The organism is Bacillus sp. B1-WWTP-T-0.5-Post-4 (assembly GCF_009183795.1).
GTDB lineage: Bacteria > Bacillota > Bacilli > Bacillales > Bacillaceae_G > Bacillus_A > Bacillus_A cereus.
In genome coordinates this window covers 62,334-88,011 of the sequence record NZ_WEIJ01000006.1, presented here as the reverse complement: position 1 = coordinate 88,011, position 25,678 = coordinate 62,334, and the positions used below count along the sequence as shown (strand labels likewise).

The window sequence follows — 25,678 nt, the reverse complement described above, 5'->3', positions numbered from 1 at the left end:
AACCACTTTCCCGTTTATAACGAGGACAGGGGGCCTCGGCTTTCTCTACTATTCGTTCAAGAAGCATCTCCGAAGTGCGCTTCATCTTTTTCTTCCGTACTAGGCTCACACCATCCCTAGCTCGCTTTCCTTCTAAAAAAGACTACTCTCTTCATCACAGACAGTATATTTAATTAATTATTGCTTATTATACATCTTTTCAAACAATTAGCAAGGGTCAATTACACCAAAGTGAAACTTAGCACTTTTTCTTTTGTATACATAAAAATTGTGTTTTTCAAATCTAGAACTACGAAAATGATCTTTTAAAACGACACGTTTTCTCGCCACTCGTTTTGCCTCCGCAATTGTTTCGTCAGTAATATCATGATACAAAGCGAAGTGTTTTAATCCTTTAATTCCATCGGATTCTATGACAGTTTCTTCAAACATCGGATCAAGGTAAACGACATCGTAACTACTGTCTTCACATTGCGCTAAAAATGAAAAATGCTCCGTTTGCTTTACTTGGATTCTTTGCATTGCTTCATCAATTTCAGAAACAGATGAAGACCATGTTTTCAAACCATTTTCCATAATATAAGCCATATACTCATTGCCTTCAAGTCCTGTTACTTTTCCGCTTTCCCCAACAACATAACTAGCTACAATACTATCTGATGCCATCCCGAGCGTACAATCTAACACTGTCATTCCTCTCTCTAATTGCGTGGCTTGTACAAACGGATCGTGTTCTCCACGCATTAACCTTTTCACACGAAACATCGCTGAGTTCGGATGAAAGAAAAACGATTCTTCCGTACCTTTTGGATAAATAGCTAATCGGTTCTTCCCTACGACAAGCACATCTTGTTCATACTGCTCATGTAGCTTATGTACCGGTATGTCATTACGTTTAACGAAAGAAGCATTTAATTCTGCTGCTACCTCGTTTGCATAATCTGTCATTTCTTTGTTCGTTCTTCCTGCTGTTGTTACGATCATTGTTTCACCTCTATATAAAGAAAAGAGGGAGATTTACTCTCCCCCTTCTTTAGCAATTCTTTTCGAAAGCTTGTTCTAAGTTCGTAATAATTTCGTCCATAGTTGCACCTTCAATTTCATGACGGTGAATGAAGTGAACAACTTCTTTTCCTTTTAATAATGCCATAGATGGTGAAGATGGAGGAATTTCTCCGAAGTATTCACGCATTTTTGCAGTAGCATCTTTATCTTGACCTGCGAATACAGTTACAAGATGATCAGGTTGTTTTTCAGCACGAACAACCGCTTGACCTGCTGATGGACGTGCTAAACCAGCTGCACAACCACAAACAGAGTTTACAACTACTAAAGTTGTACCTGATGTATTTTCCATAAATTCTGTTACAGCTTCTTCTGTAGTTAACTCTTCAAACCCAGAACGCACTAACTCTTGGCGCATTGGGATTACCATTTGGCGCATGTATTCTTCATAAGCATTTGACATCTTGTAATCTCTCCTTCAACTTTCATTCCAAATTCATCATATCACGCTCTATTAATGGGTGCAAAAGAAAGATAACGATGATTTCATTTTTTTGTAGGGATTTCACAAACCCCATCGCGGCAATGTCCCACTGGAACAAGTTTTCTATTATTAGCGATATAATCGTATACTTTACTTCCAAAACCAAGTACGATAGATAGCTTTATAAAAGGAACTGCAAACCAATAAGATGGAACGGCCTTTGCTAATACATCTATGCTCTGAATACCGTCATACCACTTATTATTTTTAAAAATATACAGTCTTTGTTCCATCTTACTTTGTAGTTCTTGAGAAAGCTCATACTTCTCAACTACATCTTCATTTCGAAATGAAACAAATTTCATCTTACCCTTTTTATCTAATTTTTTCGTACGTTCTGCAACGGCCGTACACATCGGACACCAACTATCATAGAAAACAATCATACATTATTCCCCTTTACGAGACTCCGTCATTTGTTTCCATACAGAACCTTTTGCTTCTTCTCCGCCTTCAATACGCTCTAATGCTAGACGTGCTTGCATGGCTACTTCAAACTCTGGATCATCTTGCGCTGCTTTTAATGCTGGAATCACACTTTCATCTCCAAGTTCAAATAAGAACATCGCTGCACGCCAGCGTACTAATTTACTTGGATCTTTCAGAGATTTAATCATAACGAACATCGCTGCCGGATCACCTACATCTGATAAACAATCTCCTGCAGTACGGCGAACACTTACAGAGCGATCTAACAAAGCTTTATATAATAACGGTAATACTTCATCACCTTTTACCATACCTAAATAAGCTGTTGCTAAACGGCGTATTGAAACTTTTTCATCATCTAACGCCATCTTCAACACTGGAATATCTTCTTCAGTAGGATCCATTTGTTCTAATGCTGCAAAACGATTTTTCCAGTCAGAATCTTTCATCATCTCTTCTGTTACTTTATATGGCTCACGCTTTTGAATCGTTACTTCAACAGCACCTGCTTGATTTAATAATTCTTTAACCGTTTCATTTACACGTTCTTCTGAATAAGCAGCAACAATCTCTTCCACTACTTCTTTCCCAATTTCTTCAAAATTACCGTAACGTGTACTTTGTTCTACCCATTTACGCTCTTTTACAACGTTTGGTGCAGACATTTGCACTTTCATAATTGATTCTTTAAAACGATCTGGTAAGCCAACACGTTCTTCCGATGTTCCATCTGTTAACTTTACTTGCATTGGAATTGTAAAGAACATTTGAACAAACACTTTCACTTCTCCAAAATGAGACAGTTGTTGTTCTTCACTTTCTTCCAATACTTCTTCGCCGAAAACCGCACGAACTTGTTGTAATAAAACTTTCCAGTCATACTTCGCATTTCGCTCCACTGCTAAAAAGTCGGCTACATGATATACACCTTTAATGCCTTCAATTTTCAAAATTTCTTGCACTTGCATTGGTGCTTGTTCTTTATTTTCATTTGTATAATTATTACGTGCTCCTGATGGTAATACTTCATTCAAAATAACTTTCATTGTATTTGGACTTGGCGTCGGTTCAATTGCTTTAATCTTCACGTAAAAAACTCTCCTTTATTGCGTGTTCTTAGCTGTATTGTAACATGTTATCACTCTATACTCCTACTGGGATGCTTAATTTTACTACTTTCTTCCCGCTACCATACTATTTCATTCTTTTTACATTTTAAATTAGGAACGGGATTTTAAAAGCTTTCGTTTCCGATGATTTTTATTTTTTATCCATTTCTTGAGGTACCACCAGTATAAAAAAAAAAACGCTAAGCAAAAAAATATATTAAGCTATCCATATGGATAGCTTATTTACATAATTTTCGTTATCGGTAGCAACAAAAAGGAGGATTCCTTACTCTCAGAAGGAATCCCTTTTTTATTTTCTATCACTCGATTCATCTTTTTATACATTCCTATCCTGTGATGGGTTTTACGGTTCTCGTTTGTTACTGGATTAGCCAAAAAACGTTATAAAATTTTGTATACTCTTTACTTGTTTTTTCAAAAAAGCTGGCGGTATCCCCTCTTTAAGTTTATTAAAATACTTTCCACAATTTTTTCCGAAGCTATTACTTCAAATCACCTTTTATTACGATGCCCCCTCCCGCCTTCTCTCCAAAAAGGTAATACTCTCAATCACAACTTCAGTTCTATATATTCTCTTGCCTTGTTCATTATCGTAATTACTAGTCTGAATACGCCCTGTAATCCCAACGAGTGATCCCTTTTTACAATATTCAGTTACATTCTCAGCCGATTTGCGCCAAACGACACAATTAATAAAATCGACTTGTTGTTCACCTAAACTATTTCGAAATCCTCTATTCACCGCAACACATATTCGTGCATAAGCGACGCCTTGTTTTGTGTAGTATAATTCTGGCTCCTTTGTCAATCTACCGATTAATACAACTCGATTCATCATAAGTTATACCACCTCACATGTTTTTCTTCATTGTAAGGAGAAATGTTTGAATGGTAAAAAGCACAAAATGATATATCCGTAAATAAAAAGTATTATTTTAGACCTTACAAAACAAAAAAAGAAACCATACATAGTTCAAACATGTATGGTTTCAAAATTTATTACACTTCAGTACAAGATATGTAATATCCTCCGCGAGCCATCTTTATTTCAGCACGGTACATTGCATTTTCTAAGTAGAAAGTAATCGGTTTAACTTTACTCTCAAATTTTAGTCTTTCATTGCATTCAGCTGCATATCCTTCAATCGCTGAAGTAATAACTTTTGATGATGGATACGTTAAAGCTTCATCTAGTTCTATGAAAAAACTTTTAGAAAATAGTTTTTTCATAATCCCCTTCTTCTCTTTCATCATATTCCATCTCCTTCACTTCAAGTTGCTATCATCCATATTATACCATACATTCAATATATCTTTGAAAATAAAAAAATCCTGCATTTTTCATGCAGGATTTTTTTATTAGTCATTTTTCGTAAAGTAAGAAACGAAACGAAGAATTTCTAAGTATAACCATACTAATGTAAGCATTAGTCCCATCGCAGTATACCACTCCATATATTTCGGAGCTTGACTACGTACACCATTTTCGATTAAATCGAAATCTAGTAATAAGTTTAATGCAGCAACTACAATAACAACTGCACTAATAATAATACCGATTGTACCACCTTGGTGAATGTATGGAACAGTTACACCAAACATATTTAGTAGGAATACGACTAAATACATAACCATAATTCCAAGTGTTGCTGCCATCACGCCTGTACGGAATTTATCCGTTACTTTTACTACGCGTGTTGCATATAACACTAACATTGCAAATAGAATTGAGATTGTTAGTAATACAGCATTTAAAACGATAGAATCGCCAAATTTCATTGTATAAACTGCTGAAATACTTCCTAACACAACCCCTTCTACCGCTGCATAGATTGGTGCACCAAAAGGTGAAATACGTGGGAAGAACATAGACGCAAATGCGATGATTGCCGCAACGATTAAAGCACCAATTAATACTGGCATCTTCATCGTCCCCTGCATCATCTGTATGTATGAATAGACAGACGTTGCAAGTAGCAAGATAAGCATAATGAACGTTTTGCCTACTGTTCCGCCAATCGTCATCGCAGAAGCACTTGCTCCCTCTTTACGGAATGCCTCTTTTTTCAACATTGGATTAGATGTTCTCATTTTTTCCCTCCTAAAATAGGTTCTACCAATAGTGTAAAGTTTTTCTCTTTACTTTTCAATATATGCAGCTTGTTTTTATTTTAATCCTTCAACGATGTCTGATAGTTCACTCCATCTTTCCATCTTTTTTTCTAGCTCTTCTTCTGTTTTCTGCTGTGCTTCAGATAATTCTTGTGCCTTTGTGAAGTCAGATCCAACTTTCGCAAGTTCTTCTCCAATTGACTCAATTTTCTCTTCAAGTTCGGCAATTGTATCTTCAATCGTTTCCCATTCACGCTGTTCATTGTATGAAAGTTTACGTTTACGTTGTTGTTTTGGCGCTTCTTCTACAACTTTTTTCTCTTTTTGAACTTCCGCTTTCTCCATAAGTTCTCTCGTTTTTTCCATTTCTAAATAATCTGTATAACTACCTAGAAACTCACGCACTTCGCCTCCGCCAGTAAAGATGAACAGTTCATCTACTACTTTATCTAAGAAGTAACGGTCATGCGATACAGTTAAAACGACACCTGGGAAATCTTCTAAATAATCTTCTAGTACTGTTAATGTTTGTGTATCTAGATCATTCGTAGGTTCATCAAGTAAAAGTACGTTTGGTTCTCCCATTAAAATACGTAATAAATATAAACGTCTTCTTTCACCACCAGATAGTTTACCAAGCGGTGTACCATGTGAATGAGTTGGGAATAAGAAACGTTCTAACATTTGAGATGCACCAATTACTTTTCCATCTGTCGTATGAATAACTTCTGCAATCTCTTTAATGTATTCAATCATACGCTGATTTAAATTCATCTCTTCATTTTCTTGCGTATAATAAGCAACTTTTACAGTTTGTCCTACTTCCACTTCACCACTATCAGGAGATAACTTACCTGCAAGCATATTTAATAGGGAAGATTTCCCGCTTCCATTCGCCCCAATAATTCCGATACGATCACCCGGTTTCACAATATGATTAAAATTATGTAATACCGTCTTATCGCCAAATTTTTTCGTTACATCTTTTAACTCAAGTACTTTCTTTCCTAGACGACTTCCGCTTAGTGCAATATCAACTGACTGTTTTGCAGCTGGTCCTTCTTGTGCCTTTAGCTCATCAAAACGCTGAATACGCGCCTTTTGTTTCGTAGAACGGGCTTTTGCACCACGACGAATCCAAGCAAGTTCACGACGATATAAATTTTGGCGTTTCGATTCTTGTGCCAATTCTTGCTCTTCACGAAGTGCTTTCGCTTCTAAAAATGTACTATAGTTTCCTTCGTAGCTATATAGTTTACCATTATCTAATTCAAAAATACGATTCGTCACACGATCTAAGAAATAACGATCATGGGTTACAAGTAATACCGAACCTGTATATCTCGCTAAATATTCTTCTAACCATTCAACTGTCTCGTGGTCAAGATGGTTCGTAGGCTCGTCTAAAATTAATAAATCCGGTGTTTCAATAAAACATTGTGCCATTGCGATACGTTTTTTCTGTCCACCAGATAAATTCCCAACAATTGCAGTGAAGTCCGTAATTCCTAATTTCGTTAAAAGAGATTTCGCATTTGCATTTGCTTCCCATGCACTCATTGCATCCATACGTTGCTGCACTGCAAATAATTGTTCCTGTACTTTTTCATTACTTGGATCTTTTTCAATATTTAATAGTGCTTTTTCATAATCACGAAGAAGACGAATTAAAGGTGTATCGCCATGGAACACTTGCTCTAATACTGTCAGTTTTTCATCAAACTCTGGTTGCTGTGATAAATAACTAATTGTATACCCACGTGAATGCGTCATATCACCTGTATCAGGAGTTTCTAATCCCGCAATAATTTTTAATAATGTCGATTTACCAGTTCCGTTTACACCAATAATTCCGACACGTTGTCCTTCTGTAATACTACATGATAATCCATCAAATAACGGCTTTTCTCCATATGATTTTGATAAGTTCTCCACAGTTAACATTTTCATATTTGTGCATTCCACTCTTTCATAAATTGTTCAATAAACTGTTCCATATAAAGATGACGAATTTCAGCCTCTTGTTTTGCTGCATTCGTATTCATTAAATCTTTTAATTTCAAAAGTTTTTCATAAAAATGATTTAAAGATGGATCATTATTTTTTCTATACTCTTCTTTCGTCATTTCTTCACGCGGCGGAATAGTTGGGTCATACATTAATCTCCCTTTCGCCCCGCCATATGCAAATGTACGAGCAATTCCTATTGCACCAAGAGCATCTAAACGATCCGCATCTTGAACAATTTTCCCTTCAAGTGACTCTACTGTGCCGCCATGGCCACCTTTATAAGACATATTGGCGATGATATGAAGAATATGTTTACTTTCCTCTTCTTCAACACGTAGCTCTTCTAACCAATCAGAAACTTTTTTCATTCCTGCTTCTTCACTTTCATTTAGCTTTTCATCTGCCACATCGTGAAGTAATGCTGCCATTTCAATTATAAAACGATTTCCACCTTCTTGCTCAGATAAAGAAATCGCCATTTTATGTACACGTTCAATATGATACCAATCATGCCCACTCGCATCTTTTTCTAAAATATGTTTTACAAAAGTAATTGTTTTTTGAATTTTTTCTTGTTTTGTCATTTTATCTTCACCCAGTTACTTATTGTAACACGCCCGCATTTTTTCATCACATATTTTCTTGTCCGCCCATACACTAGGTGGTAGGCATCATCATGAAGGAGGAATAAACATGTTCTATAATAATCAACCGCCTTATCCAAGGCAACCATTGTATCCTCAACAACAAGAACAGAGATACACAGAACAATACGAAGAACAAGAGTTACAACAGCAAGAGCAACAACATGACGAAACCCCATATGCAACAACGCAAAACCAAGAAACTGAATTTCAACAAAATCCATATGACACACGTCCAAATTATGAATATCCTCAAAATCCATATGCAGCACCACAAAATCAAGAACAGCGATATCCTCAAAATCCATATGTAATACCACAAAACCAAGAACAACAATATCCACAAAATCCATATGTAGCACCACAAAACCAAGAACAACAATATCCACAAAATCCATATGTAGCACCACAAAACCAAGAACAACAATATCCACAAAATCCATATGTAGCACCACAAAATCCATATGTAGCACCACAAAATCCATATGTAGCACCACAAAACCCATACACAACTCAGCCACAACAACCGCAATATCAACAACAAATGTATCAACCAAACTACGACGCACGTGTCTCACCACCTAAACCACCAACAATAGATCCAACTCAACCACAAATTTTACCGCCCGGACCAACACTAGACATTACACAACCACAAATCTTACCACCTGGACCAATTACTGAACCAACACAACAACAAATTCAACAAGTTGTCGGTACACAATTTTTACCTTTCAAGAAACCTGTACTAGATTTCGTAAAACCATGGGTAGATTACGGTTTAAATGAAGCAAAACATACATCACACGAACACGCATTAACAGAAGTTGCTGCGATTATGTTTTTAGTTGGTAAAGGCTTCAATCCGACGATTGCACATTATATCGTTGAATCTTGGGAGAAGAATGAGCAGTTTTAGGGTTGTTTATTTGATAAAATATAAAAAACACAAAAGTGCCAAACCCCTTATACCACAAGGGTTTTGGCACTTTTTAATATCTAAAACAAATTTTATTGAAATAATTATTTTTATAGATTTTCATACTTTTTTATATAGTACGTGAACATATACAGTACAAAAATACACCTTTGTATACACATTTTTAGAAACATCTTACGTTTATCAAACAATAACCAAAAGACGTACCTGCAACCTCATCATATAAATAATAGATATTAAAAAGAGGACACTATAAGCGCCCTCTTCCTTAGGTTTTAAATATGTTCTCCATGATCCATAAACACTTCAATTGCTTCGTTTTGTGGTATGTCTTTTGCATTAGTAAGACCAAAAGTAAAAACAGCGGATAACATCATCATTAATAAGATTGCTTTTTTCATTTTAGCGCCCTTCTTTCTATGCTCTTTTTGTCTGCATCTAAAGCGATGTGCAAATACTTGCTTGCTTTTCTATGATTTTCTGAACCATAGAATATTTCACCTAAAAGAGAAGCATATTCTTTTACCCAATCATATAATTCTTCTTTTTCAAAATACGAAATACCTTCTATAACCACATTTTCTAATTCTTCTTGCGGTACATAGTTATGTACTGCTTTTAAAATTCGGAAATGATGACGATAACATAAGTCGCTAATCTTATAGCCATTCTCAATATATTCATTAGCGATATCACTATAACCTAACTTAAAATGTTCTCTTGCTAAAAGAAACATAGTTTTAGCGTTATTTTCTAATGAATCCTCTAAGTGTTTAATTGCTAACTCTGGCATGTTTTGACTTGCGTATAAAAGTCCTAAATTATGCTTAACTCGTTTAATAAGAAGTTCATCATTAGATTTTTGGAAGGTACCTAGTGCTGAAAGTAAATATTCCTCTGCACTTTCGAATTCATTTAGTCGAATGTGTGCCATTCCTAAAGTATTTAAGCATGCTGCAGTTTTTAATTCATACCCTGGACTAATTGAAAATACTTCATTCGCCTTTGTAGCAAATTGAACTGCTAGGATCGGTTTTAATACGTGATAGTAATGGACTGCAAGCCAATAATTAAATTCTGCTTTTTCAATTTCATCATGCATGTATTCTAAAAACGTTTCAGCTTTTTCAAATTGCATTCTTGCTTCACTATGGTTTGCTTTATTAATAGCGTAAATTGCTTTAAATAAATGATGATAGTACTCTAAAAATGTTTCTGTAGACTCTGGTAAAGGCTCGATTTTGTCCAGAATATCTTTTGTACTATCCATATCCCGAATTAGCAGTTTATACCGTGCATTCAATAAAGCGTAGTAGACTAATATTGTTTGGTCTTCCTTAATATTATTGATTTTATTTGCAATATCTTCTTTTATTTTCTGAGACTGTAATACACGTTGTGAAATCATAGCTTGATACCATTCGTTTAATAATTTTGTGATTTCTTCTTTAGAAATAATGTCAACACTCATCTACTTCTACCCCCTTTTGTTAAATGTTATCATGACATGCTTGTTTGCATAAATAAGTTTTTGAATATTCTAACTTGAAAAAATTATTTTTGAATATTCATGTTAACAAAATGGTCCCTTTTCAAACCTTAAAAAAGAACACACGTTTGTTTGTAGTGGAGTTAAAAAAACAAAAGTGAGGTATTACATCATGGGATATAACAGCTTTCCTGTAGTACGTGGAAGAGGTATGGTGAAATGGAATCCGTTTGCTTCAATACCGGAGCAATACGAGGAAATACATAGAATGTTTGAGGAACAATATAAAGTACCTAAACCTTTTTTAACACAAGATACTATGGAACGAATAGAAAGAGCGTTAATGCAATCTTTTCACGAGGAAGAAGAAATACATATCTCATACTATCGTGATGGAATGGTGCAAGACATGTACATAAATGTATTACATATTGAACCGATGACGAAAACTATATATTGTACAGATGCCTTTGGTTTGAATACTAAGTTTAAGTTTGATGAATTGGTGAATATAAATTAAAAGAAGCCGCCCGACAGGACTGAAGTGCACCCCAATTGTTAGACACAGCCTAACAATTGGGGTGCACTTCACATATATAGGTGGCTTTTGTACGACAAAAAAAAGAGCTCTGCTATACAGCAGAGCAAAAGAAAAATATATAACCCTATGAAAATAATACAAATTATTGATACTTTCAAAAGACGAAATTTAAATTTCCATCACAATAATAGCTATGTTTAAGTATGAAACATTCTACCTTCACTATAGCTATGAATATTCTTATTTTAGAATTCCATAGTATCCAAATAGCTCTTTGAGAGATACCTCAATACCGAACTTCTTCAAAGAATCTTTTCTTTGTTCAAAGAGAAGTTCTAAAACTTTTTTCTTATCTTTGTCTCTTCCATAATGAATCAACCTATGACAGTTCGGACATATACTAACTATATTTCCAACAACATCTAAACTATTTTCAAAATCATGTTGCATTCTTAACGGTATTAGATGATGGGCCTCCATATAATTTTTTCGGCTGGCTTCCGATACAAATGTTTCATGTGTGTCATCTATTTCACATTTAAATTCTGCCTGTTTAATAGCTTGTTTAGCTTTTTTCGGATCACGAGGCCATACTTCCCTACCAGATTCCATTTTAGTTTTTTTTCGATTTTCCGATTTCTCTTCTTCTGCAATCTTTACTTTACTAAAATCCGAATCAATATTAGTAAATCCTTGTGGTGTATGGTTCAATTTGTAGCCAAAGAAAGCTGCAAATTCGATTGCTTTAATGTTTACAGGTTTTAGGTCCTTAATAAAATAGATGTATTCCCAAGTTTCATCATTATCGTTTGTTTTCTAAATTTTTCTAGCCACATCTGGGTTATGAGTCTTAGCAAAAATTGTCCCGAAAAACTTAAATTCCCCTTTAGAATATGCTAAAATCCCGTCACCCTCTTTTAACTTTTCCCATCTATCAACATTTGAAGAACCAGGAGTTGCTCCCCACATACATACATTCTCATGTAATTCATTATCTTTAAGTTTAGTTACTGTATCGGCATCTAAATCTGCTAAACATGTAGAAATAGGATATGTTTTTTCAATAGTAGCTTCCAAATTTTTTATAGCACTATCATTACTTGCAGTAAAAAGATATAACATATTTAATTCCACCTTTTTTAAATTTCATTATATTTCTTTTTAGAGTCTCGAGATTTCTCTACTGGATATTTTTTATTATTTTTTCTATTTTGTTTATAATAATCTCTTCTAAGTCAATATCCAATTGATCTGCCAACTCATCTTTCATGTCTTCTTTTTTTGTTTCTACAGCTTCCTCACTGCTTTTCCACTGAAAATTCTCCAACAACTCACTCGCCTCTAAAGAAAGAGAAATAGCTAAATCTTTAGGATTGTGGAACTGCTTCCAGTTCCTATCATCCCGAAATTTTAGGACTTTCTCTAAAATAGTTTGATTCATTTTTTGAATCCCCCAGTTACTTTTCATTGGTAAACTCTTCTATTTATCAGGTAAACTATCATAAAAACGTTCAATGGCCGCTACTAAAACTAAATCTTCTAAATGAGCAGTTTTAGGGTTGTTTATTTTTAAAAACATCAAAAATACCAAATCCCTTATATCACAAAGGATTTGGCATTTTTAAGTATCTAGAACACACGCTAAATTTAAGGAGAAATTAACAGACATGCGTCCGGCATAATGCCATGTCCACACCCAAGGATCGGTTACATAAAATAACGTATCTAACATGGGAAGTCTATTGGTCTTTTCCCCTTATAGTAACACTCTCTTCTACTAAGACCTTTTCTTTCTAGGACCTACAATTAATTTAATCGCTGTTCTTTCTTCATTATTGATAGAAATCTCTTGAAATGCTGGTACGAAGGCTAAGTCAATACCACTTGGAGCGACGAACCCTCTTGCAATCGCAATTGCTTTAATCGCTTGATTTATAGCTCCAGCCCCAATCGCTTGAATTTCCACATTACCACTTGTTCTTAGCACTCCTGCTATTGCACCCGCGACTGAATTTGGGCTTGATTTTGAAGATACCTTTAATATATTTTCCATGTAAGTTGCTCCTTCTATTATTTAATCTCTCTTTCGTTACAATTTTAAATATTTTAGCGTATCTTTAATTACTATTCACACCAAAAACAAACGATGCTTCATATGTACATTTATTCTATATTTTCTGACTTCTTCCTGCCCAGCTACACAAATAAAAAAATAAACTAAATAATCTAATATATATACGATTAAATATCATAACTTCACCAAATAATAACATCCATACAGCAAAAGATAATATTGCTGTTTGTCAGACGAAATTAATATAGTAAAGTGAAACTTTACTCAGTGGGGGTTTTGTTCATCCCCCAACTAACTTCTTTGCTTTCACTGAATTTTGAGGTGGGGTCTTACTGCTCGGAAAATAGCGGGATAAACGTTTCCTCGTTACTTTAATCCATTTAGAAATCCCATTCATTTTTCTATCAAATCATGAACCTTATCATCTTCAAAAAGTGTTACAGGTAATACCCCAATACTATATTTCATCATTTGAGCACTTTATATTCCACATCTATCTCCTTTTATAGTACAAGCATACACGCCAATTTTGATTCATTTTCATAAACTATTATGTGTTTTACATTTATTAAGAATAGGAGGTAATATATTGGGTTCATACTATCATTCTTCAAACTCGTATAAAAAATGCTCATGTAAATCTTCTTCCAGTTCAAATAAAAAATGTTCATGTGACCATTCACATAAACGAAGCTGTCCTGCATACGGAACTTTTTGGCAAACTGAATTTATAACTGTTCCTTTTGGCAACCCTTTTCCATTTAATCACGTTGGACCTTTAGCAGGAGGCGTTTCCTTACTAAACCCTACTACTATACAATTTAGACAAGCTGGTGATTATAGAGTTTCGTTCATTTCCAGTATTAATACTACTTTAAATCCTGTATTTCCACATATCCCAGTCATAACTATATTTTTAAATAACAATCCACTTGCTAATAGTCAAGGTGACTTCGCTATTCAAATGAATACTTCATCAAATAACGAATGTCTTCAACTCATTGGCGAAACGATTGTTACAGTGCCAGCTAATTCAACTCTTCAACTTAGAAATAATAGTGGCTTTAATCGTCAAAGTATTGTAACTTGTGACAATGGTATAAATTCAGTTGAATTAACAGTTACAAAACTAAGTTAATATTATTTCTTTACATTCAGATGCTATTTCAGCATCTTTTTTTATTGAATAACAGTTTTCTTCGACTTTTATTATCTTTCATCACGCAAAAAAAGTGCAGAATTCTTTCTAACACAAGATTTCTGCACTTTTATATTATGCTTATTTATTCTTCCTTATTTCTCTACATAAACCGACTTAACAATCGTACGATTATATGGTTTTCCTTCTTTATTCATCCCTTTTATATCCATCGTAACGTTATATACTCCCGGTTGTTTTATATCTTTCAAAGCACCTGTAAATGTATTCGTATTAACATTTTGTAATTCATTAAATTCAGAGACTAACTTACCTTCTTTATTAACGACTCTTACTGTTATGGAAAGATCCCCTTTCATTTCAGGTGCCACTGGTGATTTTTTCAGTTTATACTCAGGTTTATTTACTTTAACTTTTGTAGGCATTTGAAGAACAAATGGCGCGCTATTATTGTAATCGCTTACAACTAAATATGCATCTTTCGACTGCTTCGCCATCATTTTGATTTTCCATTCGCCTACTTCCAATTTATCAAACTTAAATGTTCTAATTGTCGCCCCATTAAAGAAAGATTCGCCTTCACCAGTAGTTATAGCGCTATCTTTGTTTGCATAGATTTCTCCTTTTGGAGATACCATTTGTACTTCTACATCAGAAGAAGCAGTTAGTACAGAAACTATTCCTTCAGCCTTTTTATCAACAGAAATACTTTGCTCTATCCACTGATTTTGTGGTAATTCGCCTCCTAAAATATTTTGATTTGAAGTTGTATTTAATTGTTCTAGATTTTCATTTGAACTAGTGCTGGATGCTACTAAAGCTGGTAACCCCACATTTGTCGTACGTAAATATGGTTCAATTCGTGCAAAAACAGCTGATCCTTTTCTTATATTGTCATGATCAAATCTGGAATCTGTAAATAAATGTGTACCGTACGATAGCTTCGCACTCCATTCATTTACTAGTCCATCATTTGAACCGTACGATGATAAATATAACCCGCCCATAGATAATGCAGAAAATGTTGGTCCCCAGCTAGTCCCAGTAGCCGTATAGTAACGGTTTAATTTAGCTGCTGGGTTGTTATCTATTATTGAACGAAACTTTGCCATTTCACCTATTTGTAACGAATACGTACCATCATCTTTTTGACCTAATATAGAAGCAAGCCACCCTGCCCACCAACTATATGACAAATCTGCTAAATTTGAGCCATGATGCGGTGTAGCAAGTGTAATAACATTTCCAACAAATCGATTCGCACCATATTCAACTAATGCAGCTTGTGTATCAATTCCACCTTTACTATGCGCTACAATATTAACTTTCTTACCGAAATGATTATATATTTCTTCAAGTTTTTGTGCCAACAATTTTCCGTTATCCCACTGACTAGCCGAACCTTTCCCCGCTGCATCATACAATTGTATAAACACTGTTTGATAGCCTGCTTTTAAAGCATAATCATACATATCATTTATATCATGATATACTGTCTTTCCATACCAACTATCAGCATTACCATTTCTTCCTTGTACAAAGAGAATTGGCGGTTTATTCTCATCATAATTAGCAGGTTTTTGGCCTAAAAACCATTCTCCAGGTGTGAATACTTCTGTATCAGGAAACCCCTTTCCAAGCTCTTTTACAACTTCTGCCTGTACATTTGTGCTAATCGTTGGAGCCATGATAAAAAATACAATTAGTAAGGCCACACATCTTCTCATCAGTCGCATATTACTCCCCCTATTTTTTTGAAAGAAGGTGTTCTTTATAATATTTTATATTTTCCCTTCCTTAATAATAGCTAATCTTTTATTTTAAAAAGATGTTAGCCCTATTTTTAGAAGGTTACTAGTTGTATACCCTCTTTCTTAACTCTCGTTATTCTCTTTGTTTCTACCTCTTCCTTTTGATAGAATACGACAAAAAAGTTTCTCAATAATTGTTTACTTAGCTACATCCAGATATTTTTTAAATCAATATTGTTTATATAAAGCATACAAATCTTGAAAAAATTTTAGTGAAAAAACATTTTATTACTAGTTAGTTATTTAAAAATATAATAAAGATATGTACTTTCTTTTCATTAAATACAAACTAATTTTAAAGGAGCTTATATTATAAGACTTTCCTACGATTAAAAATTAAACTGAAATTTCAGAATAGAAAATCACATTTCCAGAAACATATATTATGATAATTTCCGCGCACTTGAATTAACTTTTTAGAAGTACTAACCTATCGGTGAGCAGAAGAAAATTCTGTAAAAAGAAAGGAGAATACTTTATGATGACCAATTTACAAAAGGAGTTTTTTAAACGCTTAAAAATTCCTGCAAAAGAAATAACATTTGATGATTTAGATGAAATTCTCTTAAAAATGGGAATGATTCTCCCCTATGAAAATCTTGATATTATGGCTGGTACTATTAAAAATATCTCAAAAGATAACTTAATAGAAAAGTTACTTATTCAAAAACGAGGTGGACTTTGTTATGAATTAAACTCCTTATTGTATTATTTTTTAATTGATTGTGGGTTTCAAGTATACAAAGTAGCCGGTACTGTTTATGATCTGTACGATAATAAATGGAAACCCGATGATGGTCATGTCATTATCATATTAAGTCATGAGGATAAAAATTATGTTGTGGATGCAGGTTTTGCATCTCATCTCCCTTTACATCCAGTCCCTTTTAACGGAGAAGTCATCTCCTCTCAAACAGGAGAATATCGGATTCGTAAGCGAAATACTCGAAAAGGTACGCATATTTTAGAAATGAGAAAAGGAGCTAACGGGGAATCTACAAGTTTCTTACAATCTGAACCTTCAAACGAATGGAAAATAGGCTATGCTTTCACTGTAGATCCAATAGATGAGAAAAAAGTGAATAACATTCAAAAAGTGATTGTAGAGCATAAAGAATCTCCTTTTAATAAAGGGGCTATCACTTGTAAATTAACTACTTATGGTCACATATCATTAACAAATAAAAATTATACAGAAACCTTTAAAGGCACTAAAAATAAACGACCAATAGAATCTAAAGATTATGCTCGCATTCTTCGTGAATCTTTTGGAATAACGCAAGAGAAATATGTAGGAAAAACACTAGAAAGAGGTTAGTTGACTACAAGTATTTCATAATAAAGCAGATTCTATATTTAGAATCTGCTTTATTTTATACTTTGTTATAAATTAATTTAATTTTGTTGTTACCCTTTAATTTTCAATTATATATTCATCATCATATTTATCATATTGTAGCCCTTCCCCTATCTTTGACTCCGTAACTTGATCTCTTAAAAACGGTGCAGCATCCATTTTGCTAGTTGCAATTTCAATTCCATATTTTTTCGTTAAATGAGCTAACTCTATTAAAAACCACTCTCTTCGCAATGTAACTGGAATATCCAATGTTTTTCTTTTCATATATAATAGCACCTCTTTTATTTTCATAGCTTAACAACATCACTGGATGCACTTATTAAAACTACCTTTCACCGCTAACATCCAATGAAACATTATAGTATATGCATGTCCATTTCAAACGTGCTATCACAAATATGATATTTGAGTTTACATAATTATATTATGTAATAGTAGAAAAGGAAGGCATGTCCCTTCCCCTTCTACTATAGAGATTTAAATTAAGAACATCTTGGTACACCTAAAGCTAAAAATAAACCTGCTACTCCCGCAGTAATCGGTACTTTTAACGTAATAACATCATCTACCTTCGTTACTAAAAAGTAAGCATTACCTTCTTGTAATATACAAGTTACCAACAATTGAAATTCCATTCAAATCTCCTCCTTTCAATCGATATACTATAATTTATGAAATCTCTTTCAAAAAGTAATAGGAAATACATCCATTTTTCCTTATATATAAAATAAATGTTTATAAGTCCATTAAAAATATTAATTTTCTAAATTTATACAAAACGTGTAATATCCAATAAATTACTATATAATCAATAAGAAGAATCTTACAAATAGAGGTATGAAAATGTCGATTTTAAGTAATATTGGTGCAGCTTTATTTTTTATTGCTTTTATTCTTTTAATCTTATGTATCATTTCATTCTTTAAGAAAAATGGAAAAGCAAAACAATATGGACGTCCTACCGTTATTCTTTTTATGATTTCTATTATATTAATAACGGCCGGTACAACAAAATCGGAACACCCCGTCGTCGAGTTTTTTTCTACTTTAAGTTTCATTCTATTTATATTCTTCCTTGTTCTAGCAATCTTATCTGTTATTAAGAAAACAGGTGTAGCGAAAAAACAATTTATTATTACAGCCGTATTATTTGTCATTTTTGTTGCGCTATCAGGTATTTCAGATCCTTCTTCTGAAAAAACGACAGCAACTAGTACAAAAGTTGCCTCTAATAATGAAGAGCCAAAAGATAGCGAACAGAAAAAAGAGCTAGAAAAGAAAGAGGCGGACGAAAAAACTCAAAAGCAAGAAGATGAGAAGCGTCTAGCCGAAGAACAAGCTCGTAAGCAAGAGGATGAAAAACGTCAGGCTGATGAACAAGCTCGTAAGCAAGAGGATGAAAAACGTCAGGCTGATGAACAAGCTCGTAAGCAAGAGGATGAAAAACGTCAGGCTGATGAACAAGCTCGTAAACAACAAGAAGAGCAAAAACGTCAGGCTGATGAACAAGCTCGTAAACAACAAGAAGAGCAAAAACGTCAGGCTGATGAACAAGCTCGTAAACAACAAGAAGAGCAAAAACGTCAGGCTGATGAACAAGCTCGTAAACAACAAGAAGAGCAAAAAGCACAGCAAGCTCAAACACAACCTGCTTCAGGAAATACTAGTAGTGCATATTACAAAAATTGTGCCGCAGTTAGAGCTGCCGGGAAAGCTCCTCTATATAAAGGACAACCAGGTTATGACTCACATCTTGATCGTGATGGCGATGGAGTTGCATGTGAAAAATAGTAGTAAAAAAGAAGCTTCTAGTAAGCTTCTTTTTTATTATCAGAAACTATTATGACGAATTCCCCCTCCCCCTCTTCCTTTTATAAAACTCATCTTATTATCCTCAAAATTGACACATTATAAGTGATTTCAATCACCACATTGTTTTTCATTTATCGCTATTTTTAATTCAGATATTACATTAAAACTTTATGGAGGCATTCATATGGAACATACATTTACTGAAACTTCAATTGTTGGTGAGATTGTTACACAATTTCCGAAAGCTAGTGATCTTTTTAAATCATATAGAATAGATTTTTGTTGTGGCGGTAATAAGCCACTTATTGATGCAATTCATGAAAGAAATTTATCAGCTACTGAAGTGCTTACAGAGTTAAATACGCTTTATCATAATACGAAACGATTAAATGAATCGGAAATTGATTGGAAAAATGCTTCTTATCGTGAATTGATTGATTATGTTATAAATAAGCATCACCGCTATTTAAATGAAGAATTACCACAGTTAAGTCCATATGTGACAAAAGTATTACGTGTTCATGGGGCAAGTCAGCCTCATTTAGCTCAAATTCATAAGCTATTTCATGAACTTAAAATGGAATTAGAACAGCATTTAATTAAAGAAGAAATGGAAGATTTTCCATTAATTTTAGAATTTGAACAAAATCCAACTAATGAAAACTATGCTAAGTTACGTAAAGTAGTAAATGAACTAGAAAATGAGCACAATCATGCTGGAAATATTATAAAAGAACTTCGTAAAGTGACAAATGACTTTACTCCTCCAGAAGGTGCTTGCGGTACTTATCGACTTGTTTACCAACGTCTTGAAGCGCTAGAGTCTGATTTATTTGAGCACATTCATTTAGAAAATAATATTTTATTTCCACGTGCCATTACGAGAGCATAAATAAAGAGCAGGACATGAGTATACATACTTATGTCCTGCTCTTTCATTTGGTAAAGACTATACACATCCCTCTCGAATAAATCCGAATTTTAACAATTTGTGAATCATTATAAAAATGTGATAAATATCACATCTCCCCCTTATTTGATTTTCTATAATAAAAATATAATCCTTTGTTCAACATTTCACATAAAAAGGGGAAACGAAAATGAAAAAACGTTTAGTTATGATCGGAAATGGTATGGCTGGCATTCGCTGTATGGAAGAAATCTTAAAACATGATAGTGATTCATATGAGATTACTATTTTTGGAGATGAACCGCATCCAAACTACAACCGTATTATGCTCTCTCATGTTTTACAAGGCAAAACAAATATGCAAGATATCATTATGAATGAATACAGTTGGTATGAAGAAAACGAAATAACTTTGTATACGAATGAAAGAGTTCAAAGTATTAACCGAGAAGAAAAAATTATTATTACAGAAAAGAAGCGTACTCTTACATACGACAAGCTCATTATCGCAACAGGTTCTAGTGCTTTTATTTTACCTGTTGAAGGTTCCGCACTTTCTGGTGTAACAGGATTTCGAACTATTGAAGATACACAATTTATGATAGATACCGCTAAAGAAAAGAAAAAGGCCGTTGTTATTGGTGGCGGTTTACTCGGTTTAGAAGCAGCACGAGGTCTAATTGATTTAGGAATGGACGTACATGTTGTTCATTTAATGCCTAGCTTAATGGAGCAACAACTAGATACGAAAGCAGCTGCTCTTCTGCGTGAAGATTTAGAAGCACAAGGCATGAAGTTTTTAATGGAAAAGAAAACTGTAAAAATTCTTGGTACAGACCATGTTGAGGGCATTCAATTTGAAGACGGTGAAGTTGTAGATTGTGATTTAATCGTAATGGCTGTCGGAATACGCCCAAATACGCAAATAGCAAAAGATGCTGGTCTAATTGTAAATCGCGGTATTGTAGTCAATGACTATATGCTAACAAATGATGAGTCCATTTATGCAGTTGGAGAATGTGCAGAGCATGACGGTATCGCATATGGACTTGTTGCTCCTCTTTATGAACAAGGTGCGATATTAGCAAAACATATAACAAATTTACAAACTGATGGATATTCGGGCAGTATCGTCGGTACACAATTAAAAGTTGCTGGTTGTGATTTATTCTCTGCTGGCCAAATTTATGAAGATGATCAAACGAAAGCAATATCCATCTTTAATGAATGTAAACGTTTCTATAAAAAAGTATTAATTCGTGATAATAAAGTCGTCGGTATCGTTTTATACGGTGATACAGCTGACGGTACACGCCTCTTTAGCATGTTAAAGAAAGAAGAAGATATACAAGAATATACAGCCGCTTCTCTTCTTCACAAAGCTGGTGAAGAATGTGAACTTGACGTTGCTACTATGAGTGCGAATGACACAATTTGCGGATGTAATGGTGTTACGAAAGGAACAATCGTTCACGCCATTTTAGAACAAGAGTTAACGACTTTTGAAGAAGTTAAAGGCTGTACGAAAGCCGCAGGTTCTTGTGGTAAATGTCGTCCACTTGTGGAACAAGTTTTATCTCATACACTTGGAGATGCTTTTGATGCCTCAGCGCAATCTGCCGGTATGTGTGGATGTACACCTTTATCCCGTGATGAAGTCGTAGCGGCCATTCACGAGAAAGGCTTAAAATCTCCAAAAGAAGTACGAAATGTTCTTGGTTTTGCACATGAAGACGGCTGTTCGAAATGCCGCCCTGCTTTAAACTACTATTTACGTATGGCGATTCCAGAAGAATATGAAGATGATAAATCGTCCCGTTTCGTTAATGAAAGAATGAATGGTAACATCCAGCACGATGGTACATTCTCTGTTATTCCACGTATGTACGGAGGCGTTACAACAGCTGATGATTTAATGAAAATTGCTGAAGTTGCGAAAAAGTATGATGTTCCACTTGTGAAAATTACCGGTGCAAGCCGAATTGGCTTATACGGTGTCAAGAAACAAGATTTACCTAACGTATGGGCTGACTTAAATATGACTTCTGGATATGCGTATTCAAAGTCTCTTCGTAATGTAAAATCATGTGTTGGCTCTCGTTTTTGCCGTTTCGGTACGAAAGATTCATTAGGACTTGGTATGTTGCTTGAACAATCATTAGAAATGGTAGATACACCTCATAAAATGAAAATGGGTGTAACCGGTTGTCCGCGTAACTGTGCGGAAGTACTGACGAAAGATTTTGGCGTTGTTTGTGTCGAAAATGGATATCAACTTTATATTGGCGGAAATGGTGGTACAGAAGTACGTGAAGCTGATTTTGTAATGATTGTCCCTACTGAAGATGATGTCCTTCGCATCGCTGCAGCTTACATGCAATATTATCGTGAAACTGGTATTTACGGAGAGCGTACCGCCTACTGGACAGAACGTTTAGGCTTCGATCATATAAAAGAAATACTACAAGATGCAAGTATGGTTACTACGTTAAATGAACGTTTCCAAACAGCTCGTAGAACATATACGGAAGCATGGGGACAAGCACTAGAAACGAAATCATTAAAAGCGATGTATGAAGTAGAAACTGTGAAATAAGGAGCTGTGATCTAAATGATACAAACGAAAGAAAAAATAAAAGTTATGCGTGCGGAAGATCTTGCTATTCAAATCGGTAAAGAAGTGCAAATGAAAGGTATGTCTATCGCCCTATTCCGCCTTTCAAATGGCGATATTCGAGCTGTAGAAAATCGTTGTCCTCATAAAAACGGACCGTTAGCAGAAGGGATTGTGTCTGGAGAATTCGTCTTTTGTCCACTGCATGATTGGAAAATCTCACTACTAACAGGTGAAGTTCAAAAACCTGATGACGGCTGTATTCAAACATACGAAGTAGAAGTTATTGACGGTGACATTTATTTATACATGTAATTTTCGAAAGGAAGCCTCCTCTGGCTTCCTTTTAAATAAAAATTGATGAGGTGCAATTATGAACGGATATGTATATTTAGTTGGTGCAGGACCAGGTGATGAAGGGCTTATTACAAAAAAAGCGATAGAGTGTTTAAAACGTGCAGATATTGTTTTATATGACCGTTTACTAAACCCTTTCTTTCTTAGCTATACAAAACAAACATGTGAACTTATGTATTGCGGAAAAATGCCAAAGAATCATATTATGCGTCAAGAAATAATTAACGCACACCTTCTTCAATTTGCGAAAGAGGGCAAAATTGTTGTCCGATTAAAAGGCGGAGATCCATCTATTTTTGGCCGTGTTGGTGAAGAAGCAGAAACTTTAGCAGCAGCAAATATTCCATATGAAATTGTACCAGGCATTACATCTAGCATCGCCGCTAGTAGCTATGCAGGTATTCCCCTCACTCACCGTGACTACAGTAATAGTGTCACTTTATTAACCGGACATGCAAAAGGTCCCTTAACCGATCATGGAAAATATAATTCATCTCACAATAGCGACACGATTGCCTACTACATGGGTATAAAAAACTTACCTATAATTTGTAAAAACTTACTACAAGCAGGAAAAAAAGAAGATACGCCAGTAGCAGTCATTGAATGGGGTACAACTGGTAAACAGCGCGTTGTCACAGGGACACTGTCTACCATTGTTTCTATTGTCAAAAACGAAAATATTTCTAATCCTTCTATGACAATTGTTGGTGATGTTGTTACTTTGCGGAATCAAATCTCTTGGAAAGAACGTAAACCATTGCACGGCAAGAAAGTTTTATTTGCAGCTGCAACAAATAAAAAAAGCGCAATAAAGCAAAAGTTACAAGAGTCCGGTGCAGAAATATATCAAATTCCAACTTTCAAAAAGAAAGAATACACATTAACCTCTGAACAAATCAATAAGATTTTTAACGTTGATCGTCTTGTATTTTGTTCCGCTGACAGTGTAGACATCTTAATGCAATCATGCAGTAAATATCATAAAGATATTCGTTCCTTACAGGCAGAACTTCAGTATATGAACCTTTCTATTCAAGAAAAGCTCATGCAATATGGATTGTTCAGTAAACCTGCGCAATTTTCTTCGAATTCAACGATTTATTTAGGACGAAACATTAACCGAATTGCTGTTATTCAAGAAAAAATTGGTGCTGGTTCCTATATGATGACTCATGAGTACACAATTGATCATCGCTTCGATGAAATTCATTCACGTATTCTTTCTGAATTCTCATGGGATAGCATTGTATTTGAAGGTCGTGCTTCTATTGATACGTTTCTAGCAGAAATAAAACGCCTTGGCTTTATCAATATTCTTACTCTCCCATTCTCGTATACCGACGTTCCAACTTTACACTATGCAAATAAAGTTGGGTTTCATAACGTAGATCATCAATTACAAGAAACTCTTATGAAGAAAGACATGGTGAGACAATGAAAGGAATTGTATATGTTGGACATGGGAGCCGGCTACAAGAAGGTAATGAACAATTCATTCAATTTATTCAATCTGTTATGAAAGAGCGAAACGAAAGAATTCAAAAAATAGCTTTTCTAGAACTAACGACACCTACTATTTCGGATGCAGTTACAGAAACGATAATAGAGGGAGTAACTGAAATAATGATTGTACCTGTTTTATTATTTGCAGCAGCTCACTATAAACGTGATATTCCTTTTGAAATAGAACAACTACAAAAGAAATATCCACAAATAACATTTTCAGTTGTACCTCCTTTTAGTACACATCCACATATGGTGGAACTTGTAGTGAAAAGAATACGTGAAACTATGCCAATGCAAAATAGTAGTATTTTACTCGTAGGGCGAGGCAGTAGTGATCCACAACCGATACATGAATTACAACAAATCGGAGCAGCTGTCGAACGAAAACTTGGTATGCCAGTATCCTGTTCCTTTTTAACGAAAGGAACTCCCTCTTTCGCTGTTGAGCTCAAGGATATAACATCGACTGCGTCCCATGTATATGTCATGCCGTACCTTCTCTTTACCGGATTATTACTTCAAAAAATTGAATTGCATACAAAAAAATATAACCATGTTACGACTTGTAACTGTCTTCAGTTTGATACATATATGAAACTAACATTGTTAGAACGAATGGAGGAATGCATATATGTATAACATGTACCCTCTTATGTTTAATCTACAAAATAAAGTCGTTGTTATCATTGGTGGAGGTAAAATTTCATATCGAAAAGCGTCTGGATTAAAAGATACAGGCGCTTTCGTCACTGTTGTCAGCCCAGAAATTTGCGAGGAAATGAAGGAACTTTCTTATATTACTTGGAAGCAAAAAGCTTTTAGTAATGATGATATTAAAGATGCTCACCTTATTTATGCAGCTACAAATCAACACGCTGTAAATATGATGGTCAAACAGGCCGCTCATGATTTCCAGTGGGTTAACGTTGTAAGTGATGGTACAGAATCATCTTTTCACACACCTGGCGTTATAAGAAATAATGAATATGTTGTCACTATTTCAACTTCTGGTAAAGATCCATCATTTACGAAGCGTTTGAAGCAAGAACTAACATCTATATTGCCTAAACTTATAAAAAAGATTTCTCGTACACATAAATTGTAATCTATTTCTTAGTTAAAATAGTAATTACCTTTGGACAAACGTTTTTTAGGGGACGTTTGTTCTTTTTGCTTTAGTTTCGTTTTTTAGGATCAGACAAACAATTGGACAAGAATCTGTGAAGAA

Annotated in this window: 29 protein-coding genes and 1 other annotated feature (1 of these 30 running past the window's edge); of the genes, 11 read left to right on the top strand and 18 right to left on the bottom strand. The window is 34.5% G+C overall.

Annotation, left to right across the window (positions count from 1 at the left end; all coding sequences use genetic code 11):
- Positions 1-167 (bottom strand) — a binding site (T-box leader); it reaches 48 nt to the left of the window's first position.
- Between the two features lie 40 nt (positions 168-207).
- From GBN91_RS19015 to GBN91_RS18975, 9 genes are all read right to left on the bottom strand, one after another.
- Positions 208-984: a class I SAM-dependent methyltransferase gene (locus GBN91_RS19015; RefSeq protein ID WP_152122018.1), complete on the bottom strand. Its 777-nt coding sequence runs from the start codon at positions 982-984 to the stop codon at positions 208-210.
- 49 nt (positions 985-1,033) lie between these two features.
- Positions 1,034-1,468, bottom strand: coding sequence for a BrxA/BrxB family bacilliredoxin (locus GBN91_RS19010; protein WP_000063706.1), 435 nt, complete (start codon positions 1,466-1,468; stop codon positions 1,034-1,036).
- 83 nt (positions 1,469-1,551) lie between these two features.
- On the bottom strand, positions 1,552-1,935 hold the full coding sequence (locus GBN91_RS19005; RefSeq protein WP_016122407.1) for a thiol-disulfide oxidoreductase DCC family protein: 384 nt from the start codon (positions 1,933-1,935) through the stop codon (positions 1,552-1,554).
- A gap of 3 nt (positions 1,936-1,938) precedes the next feature.
- Entirely contained in the window at positions 1,939-3,066 is a 1,128-nt protein-coding gene (locus GBN91_RS19000) for a conserved virulence factor C family protein (RefSeq protein WP_152122016.1), read from the bottom strand.
- 544 nt (positions 3,067-3,610) lie between these two features.
- Positions 3,611-3,946, bottom strand: coding sequence for a single-stranded DNA-binding protein (locus tag GBN91_RS18995; RefSeq protein ID WP_000982019.1), 336 nt, complete (start codon positions 3,944-3,946; stop codon positions 3,611-3,613).
- Positions 3,947-4,107: 161 nt separating this feature from the next.
- Positions 4,108-4,362: a DUF4318 domain-containing protein gene (locus GBN91_RS18990; RefSeq protein WP_000975137.1), complete on the bottom strand. Its 255-nt coding sequence runs from the start codon at positions 4,360-4,362 to the stop codon at positions 4,108-4,110.
- Between the two features lie 105 nt (positions 4,363-4,467).
- Positions 4,468-5,199, bottom strand: coding sequence for a Bax inhibitor-1/YccA family protein (locus GBN91_RS18985; RefSeq protein ID WP_001260655.1), 732 nt, complete (start codon positions 5,197-5,199; stop codon positions 4,468-4,470).
- A gap of 75 nt (positions 5,200-5,274) precedes the next feature.
- Entirely contained in the window at positions 5,275-7,170 is a 1,896-nt protein-coding gene (locus GBN91_RS18980; RefSeq protein WP_000783169.1) for an ABC-F family ATP-binding cassette domain-containing protein, read from the bottom strand.
- Positions 7,167-7,814 (bottom strand): HD domain-containing protein, encoded by a 648-nt coding sequence (locus tag GBN91_RS18975; protein WP_000165965.1) that lies wholly within the window; start codon positions 7,812-7,814, stop codon positions 7,167-7,169. The genes GBN91_RS18980 and GBN91_RS18975 overlap by 4 nt, the downstream gene beginning before the upstream one ends.
- Before the next feature lie 109 nt (positions 7,815-7,923).
- Here GBN91_RS18975 and GBN91_RS18970 point away from each other — a divergent pair, with 109 nt between their 5' ends.
- Positions 7,924-8,793 (top strand): polyadenylate binding domain-containing protein, encoded by an 870-nt coding sequence (locus GBN91_RS18970; RefSeq protein ID WP_152122014.1) that lies wholly within the window; start codon positions 7,924-7,926, stop codon positions 8,791-8,793.
- A 296-nt stretch (positions 8,794-9,089) separates the two neighbouring features.
- Here GBN91_RS18970 and GBN91_RS18965 read toward each other — a convergent pair whose 3' ends face one another.
- Complete coding sequence (locus tag GBN91_RS18965) at positions 9,090-9,215, bottom strand: aspartate phosphatase (protein ID WP_000709201.1); 126 nt, start codon at positions 9,213-9,215, stop codon at positions 9,090-9,092.
- Positions 9,212-10,285, bottom strand: coding sequence for a response regulator aspartate phosphatase (locus tag GBN91_RS18960; protein WP_049107464.1), 1,074 nt, complete (start codon positions 10,283-10,285; stop codon positions 9,212-9,214). Before GBN91_RS18960 ends, GBN91_RS18965 begins: the two co-directional genes overlap by 4 nt.
- A gap of 190 nt (positions 10,286-10,475) precedes the next feature.
- Between GBN91_RS18960 and GBN91_RS18955 the strand changes: the two genes are divergently transcribed.
- Positions 10,476-10,823, top strand: a complete 348-nt coding sequence (locus GBN91_RS18955; RefSeq protein ID WP_000541073.1) for a YolD-like family protein — start codon at positions 10,476-10,478, stop codon at positions 10,821-10,823.
- A gap of 261 nt (positions 10,824-11,084) precedes the next feature.
- On the opposite strand, the gene GBN91_RS18950 is transcribed toward GBN91_RS18955, so the two are convergent.
- The 4 genes from GBN91_RS18950 to GBN91_RS18935 form a co-directional block, all read right to left on the bottom strand.
- Positions 11,085-11,555 carry an HNH endonuclease gene (locus GBN91_RS18950; protein WP_006929631.1) on the bottom strand — a complete coding sequence of 157 codons (471 nt, stop codon included), beginning with the start codon at positions 11,553-11,555 and terminating at the stop codon, positions 11,085-11,087.
- A 105-nt stretch (positions 11,556-11,660) separates the two neighbouring features.
- On the bottom strand, positions 11,661-11,966 hold the full coding sequence (locus GBN91_RS18945; RefSeq protein ID WP_000966113.1) for a hypothetical protein: 306 nt from the start codon (positions 11,964-11,966) through the stop codon (positions 11,661-11,663).
- Between the two features lie 58 nt (positions 11,967-12,024).
- Positions 12,025-12,312 carry a nucleoside triphosphate pyrophosphohydrolase family protein gene (locus tag GBN91_RS18940; protein WP_002025705.1) on the bottom strand — a complete coding sequence of 96 codons (288 nt, stop codon included), beginning with the start codon at positions 12,310-12,312 and terminating at the stop codon, positions 12,025-12,027.
- Between the two features lie 309 nt (positions 12,313-12,621).
- A complete protein-coding gene (locus GBN91_RS18935) occupies positions 12,622-12,897 on the bottom strand; it encodes a stage V sporulation protein S (protein WP_000427801.1) in 276 nt (91 codons plus the stop codon).
- 610 nt (positions 12,898-13,507) lie between these two features.
- Here GBN91_RS18935 and GBN91_RS18930 point away from each other — a divergent pair.
- A complete protein-coding gene (locus GBN91_RS18930; protein WP_006929626.1) occupies positions 13,508-14,056 on the top strand; it encodes a hypothetical protein in 549 nt (182 codons plus the stop codon).
- Between the two features lie 155 nt (positions 14,057-14,211).
- On the opposite strand, the gene GBN91_RS18925 is transcribed toward GBN91_RS18930, so the two are convergent.
- Positions 14,212-15,813, bottom strand: coding sequence for an esterase/lipase family protein (locus GBN91_RS18925; RefSeq protein WP_048567931.1), 1,602 nt, complete (start codon positions 15,811-15,813; stop codon positions 14,212-14,214).
- A gap of 553 nt (positions 15,814-16,366) precedes the next feature.
- On the opposite strand from GBN91_RS18925, the gene GBN91_RS18920 reads away from it, so the two are divergent.
- Entirely contained in the window at positions 16,367-17,206 is an 840-nt protein-coding gene (locus GBN91_RS18920; RefSeq protein ID WP_152122012.1) for an arylamine N-acetyltransferase family protein, read from the top strand.
- 96 nt (positions 17,207-17,302) lie between these two features.
- Here the strand turns inward: GBN91_RS18920 and GBN91_RS18915 are convergent, their stop codons facing one another.
- Both GBN91_RS18915 and exsG read right to left on the bottom strand, forming a co-directional pair.
- Positions 17,303-17,512, bottom strand: a complete 210-nt coding sequence (locus GBN91_RS18915; protein ID WP_000824206.1) for a hypothetical protein — start codon at positions 17,510-17,512, stop codon at positions 17,303-17,305.
- A gap of 218 nt (positions 17,513-17,730) precedes the next feature.
- On the bottom strand, positions 17,731-17,883 hold the full coding sequence (exsG, locus tag GBN91_RS18910; RefSeq protein WP_000395679.1) for an exosporium protein ExsG: 153 nt from the start codon (positions 17,881-17,883) through the stop codon (positions 17,731-17,733).
- Positions 17,884-18,091: 208 nt separating this feature from the next.
- Between exsG and tolA the strand changes: the two genes are divergently transcribed.
- The 7 genes from tolA to GBN91_RS18875 all read left to right on the top strand — a co-directional run bounded on the left by tolA (position 18,092) and on the right by GBN91_RS18875 (position 25,555).
- Positions 18,092-19,039 (top strand): cell envelope integrity protein TolA, encoded by a 948-nt coding sequence (gene tolA / locus GBN91_RS18905; protein ID WP_152122010.1) that lies wholly within the window; start codon positions 18,092-18,094, stop codon positions 19,037-19,039.
- 205 nt (positions 19,040-19,244) lie between these two features.
- Positions 19,245-19,952, top strand: a complete 708-nt coding sequence (gene ric, locus GBN91_RS18900) for an iron-sulfur cluster repair di-iron protein (RefSeq protein ID WP_152122007.1) — start codon at positions 19,245-19,247, stop codon at positions 19,950-19,952.
- 208 nt (positions 19,953-20,160) lie between these two features.
- Positions 20,161-22,566, top strand: coding sequence for an NADPH-nitrite reductase large subunit (nirB, locus tag GBN91_RS18895; protein ID WP_152122004.1), 2,406 nt, complete (start codon positions 20,161-20,163; stop codon positions 22,564-22,566).
- A 15-nt stretch (positions 22,567-22,581) separates the two neighbouring features.
- Positions 22,582-22,899, top strand: a complete 318-nt coding sequence (gene nirD, locus GBN91_RS18890) for a nitrite reductase small subunit NirD (protein ID WP_000616677.1) — start codon at positions 22,582-22,584, stop codon at positions 22,897-22,899.
- Positions 22,900-22,957: 58 nt separating this feature from the next.
- Positions 22,958-24,382 (top strand): uroporphyrin-III C-methyltransferase, encoded by a 1,425-nt coding sequence (locus tag GBN91_RS18885; RefSeq protein ID WP_001014943.1) that lies wholly within the window; start codon positions 22,958-22,960, stop codon positions 24,380-24,382.
- On the top strand, positions 24,379-25,089 hold the full coding sequence (locus GBN91_RS18880; protein ID WP_152122002.1) for a sirohydrochlorin chelatase: 711 nt from the start codon (positions 24,379-24,381) through the stop codon (positions 25,087-25,089). Before GBN91_RS18885 ends, GBN91_RS18880 begins: the two co-directional genes overlap by 4 nt.
- The gene (locus GBN91_RS18875) at positions 25,082-25,555 is read left to right on the top strand and encodes a precorrin-2 dehydrogenase (protein WP_086411516.1); all 474 of its coding nucleotides are present in this window, start codon (positions 25,082-25,084) and stop codon (positions 25,553-25,555) included. The genes GBN91_RS18880 and GBN91_RS18875 overlap by 8 nt, the downstream gene beginning before the upstream one ends.
- The last annotated feature ends 123 nt before the right edge of the window (positions 25,556-25,678 follow it).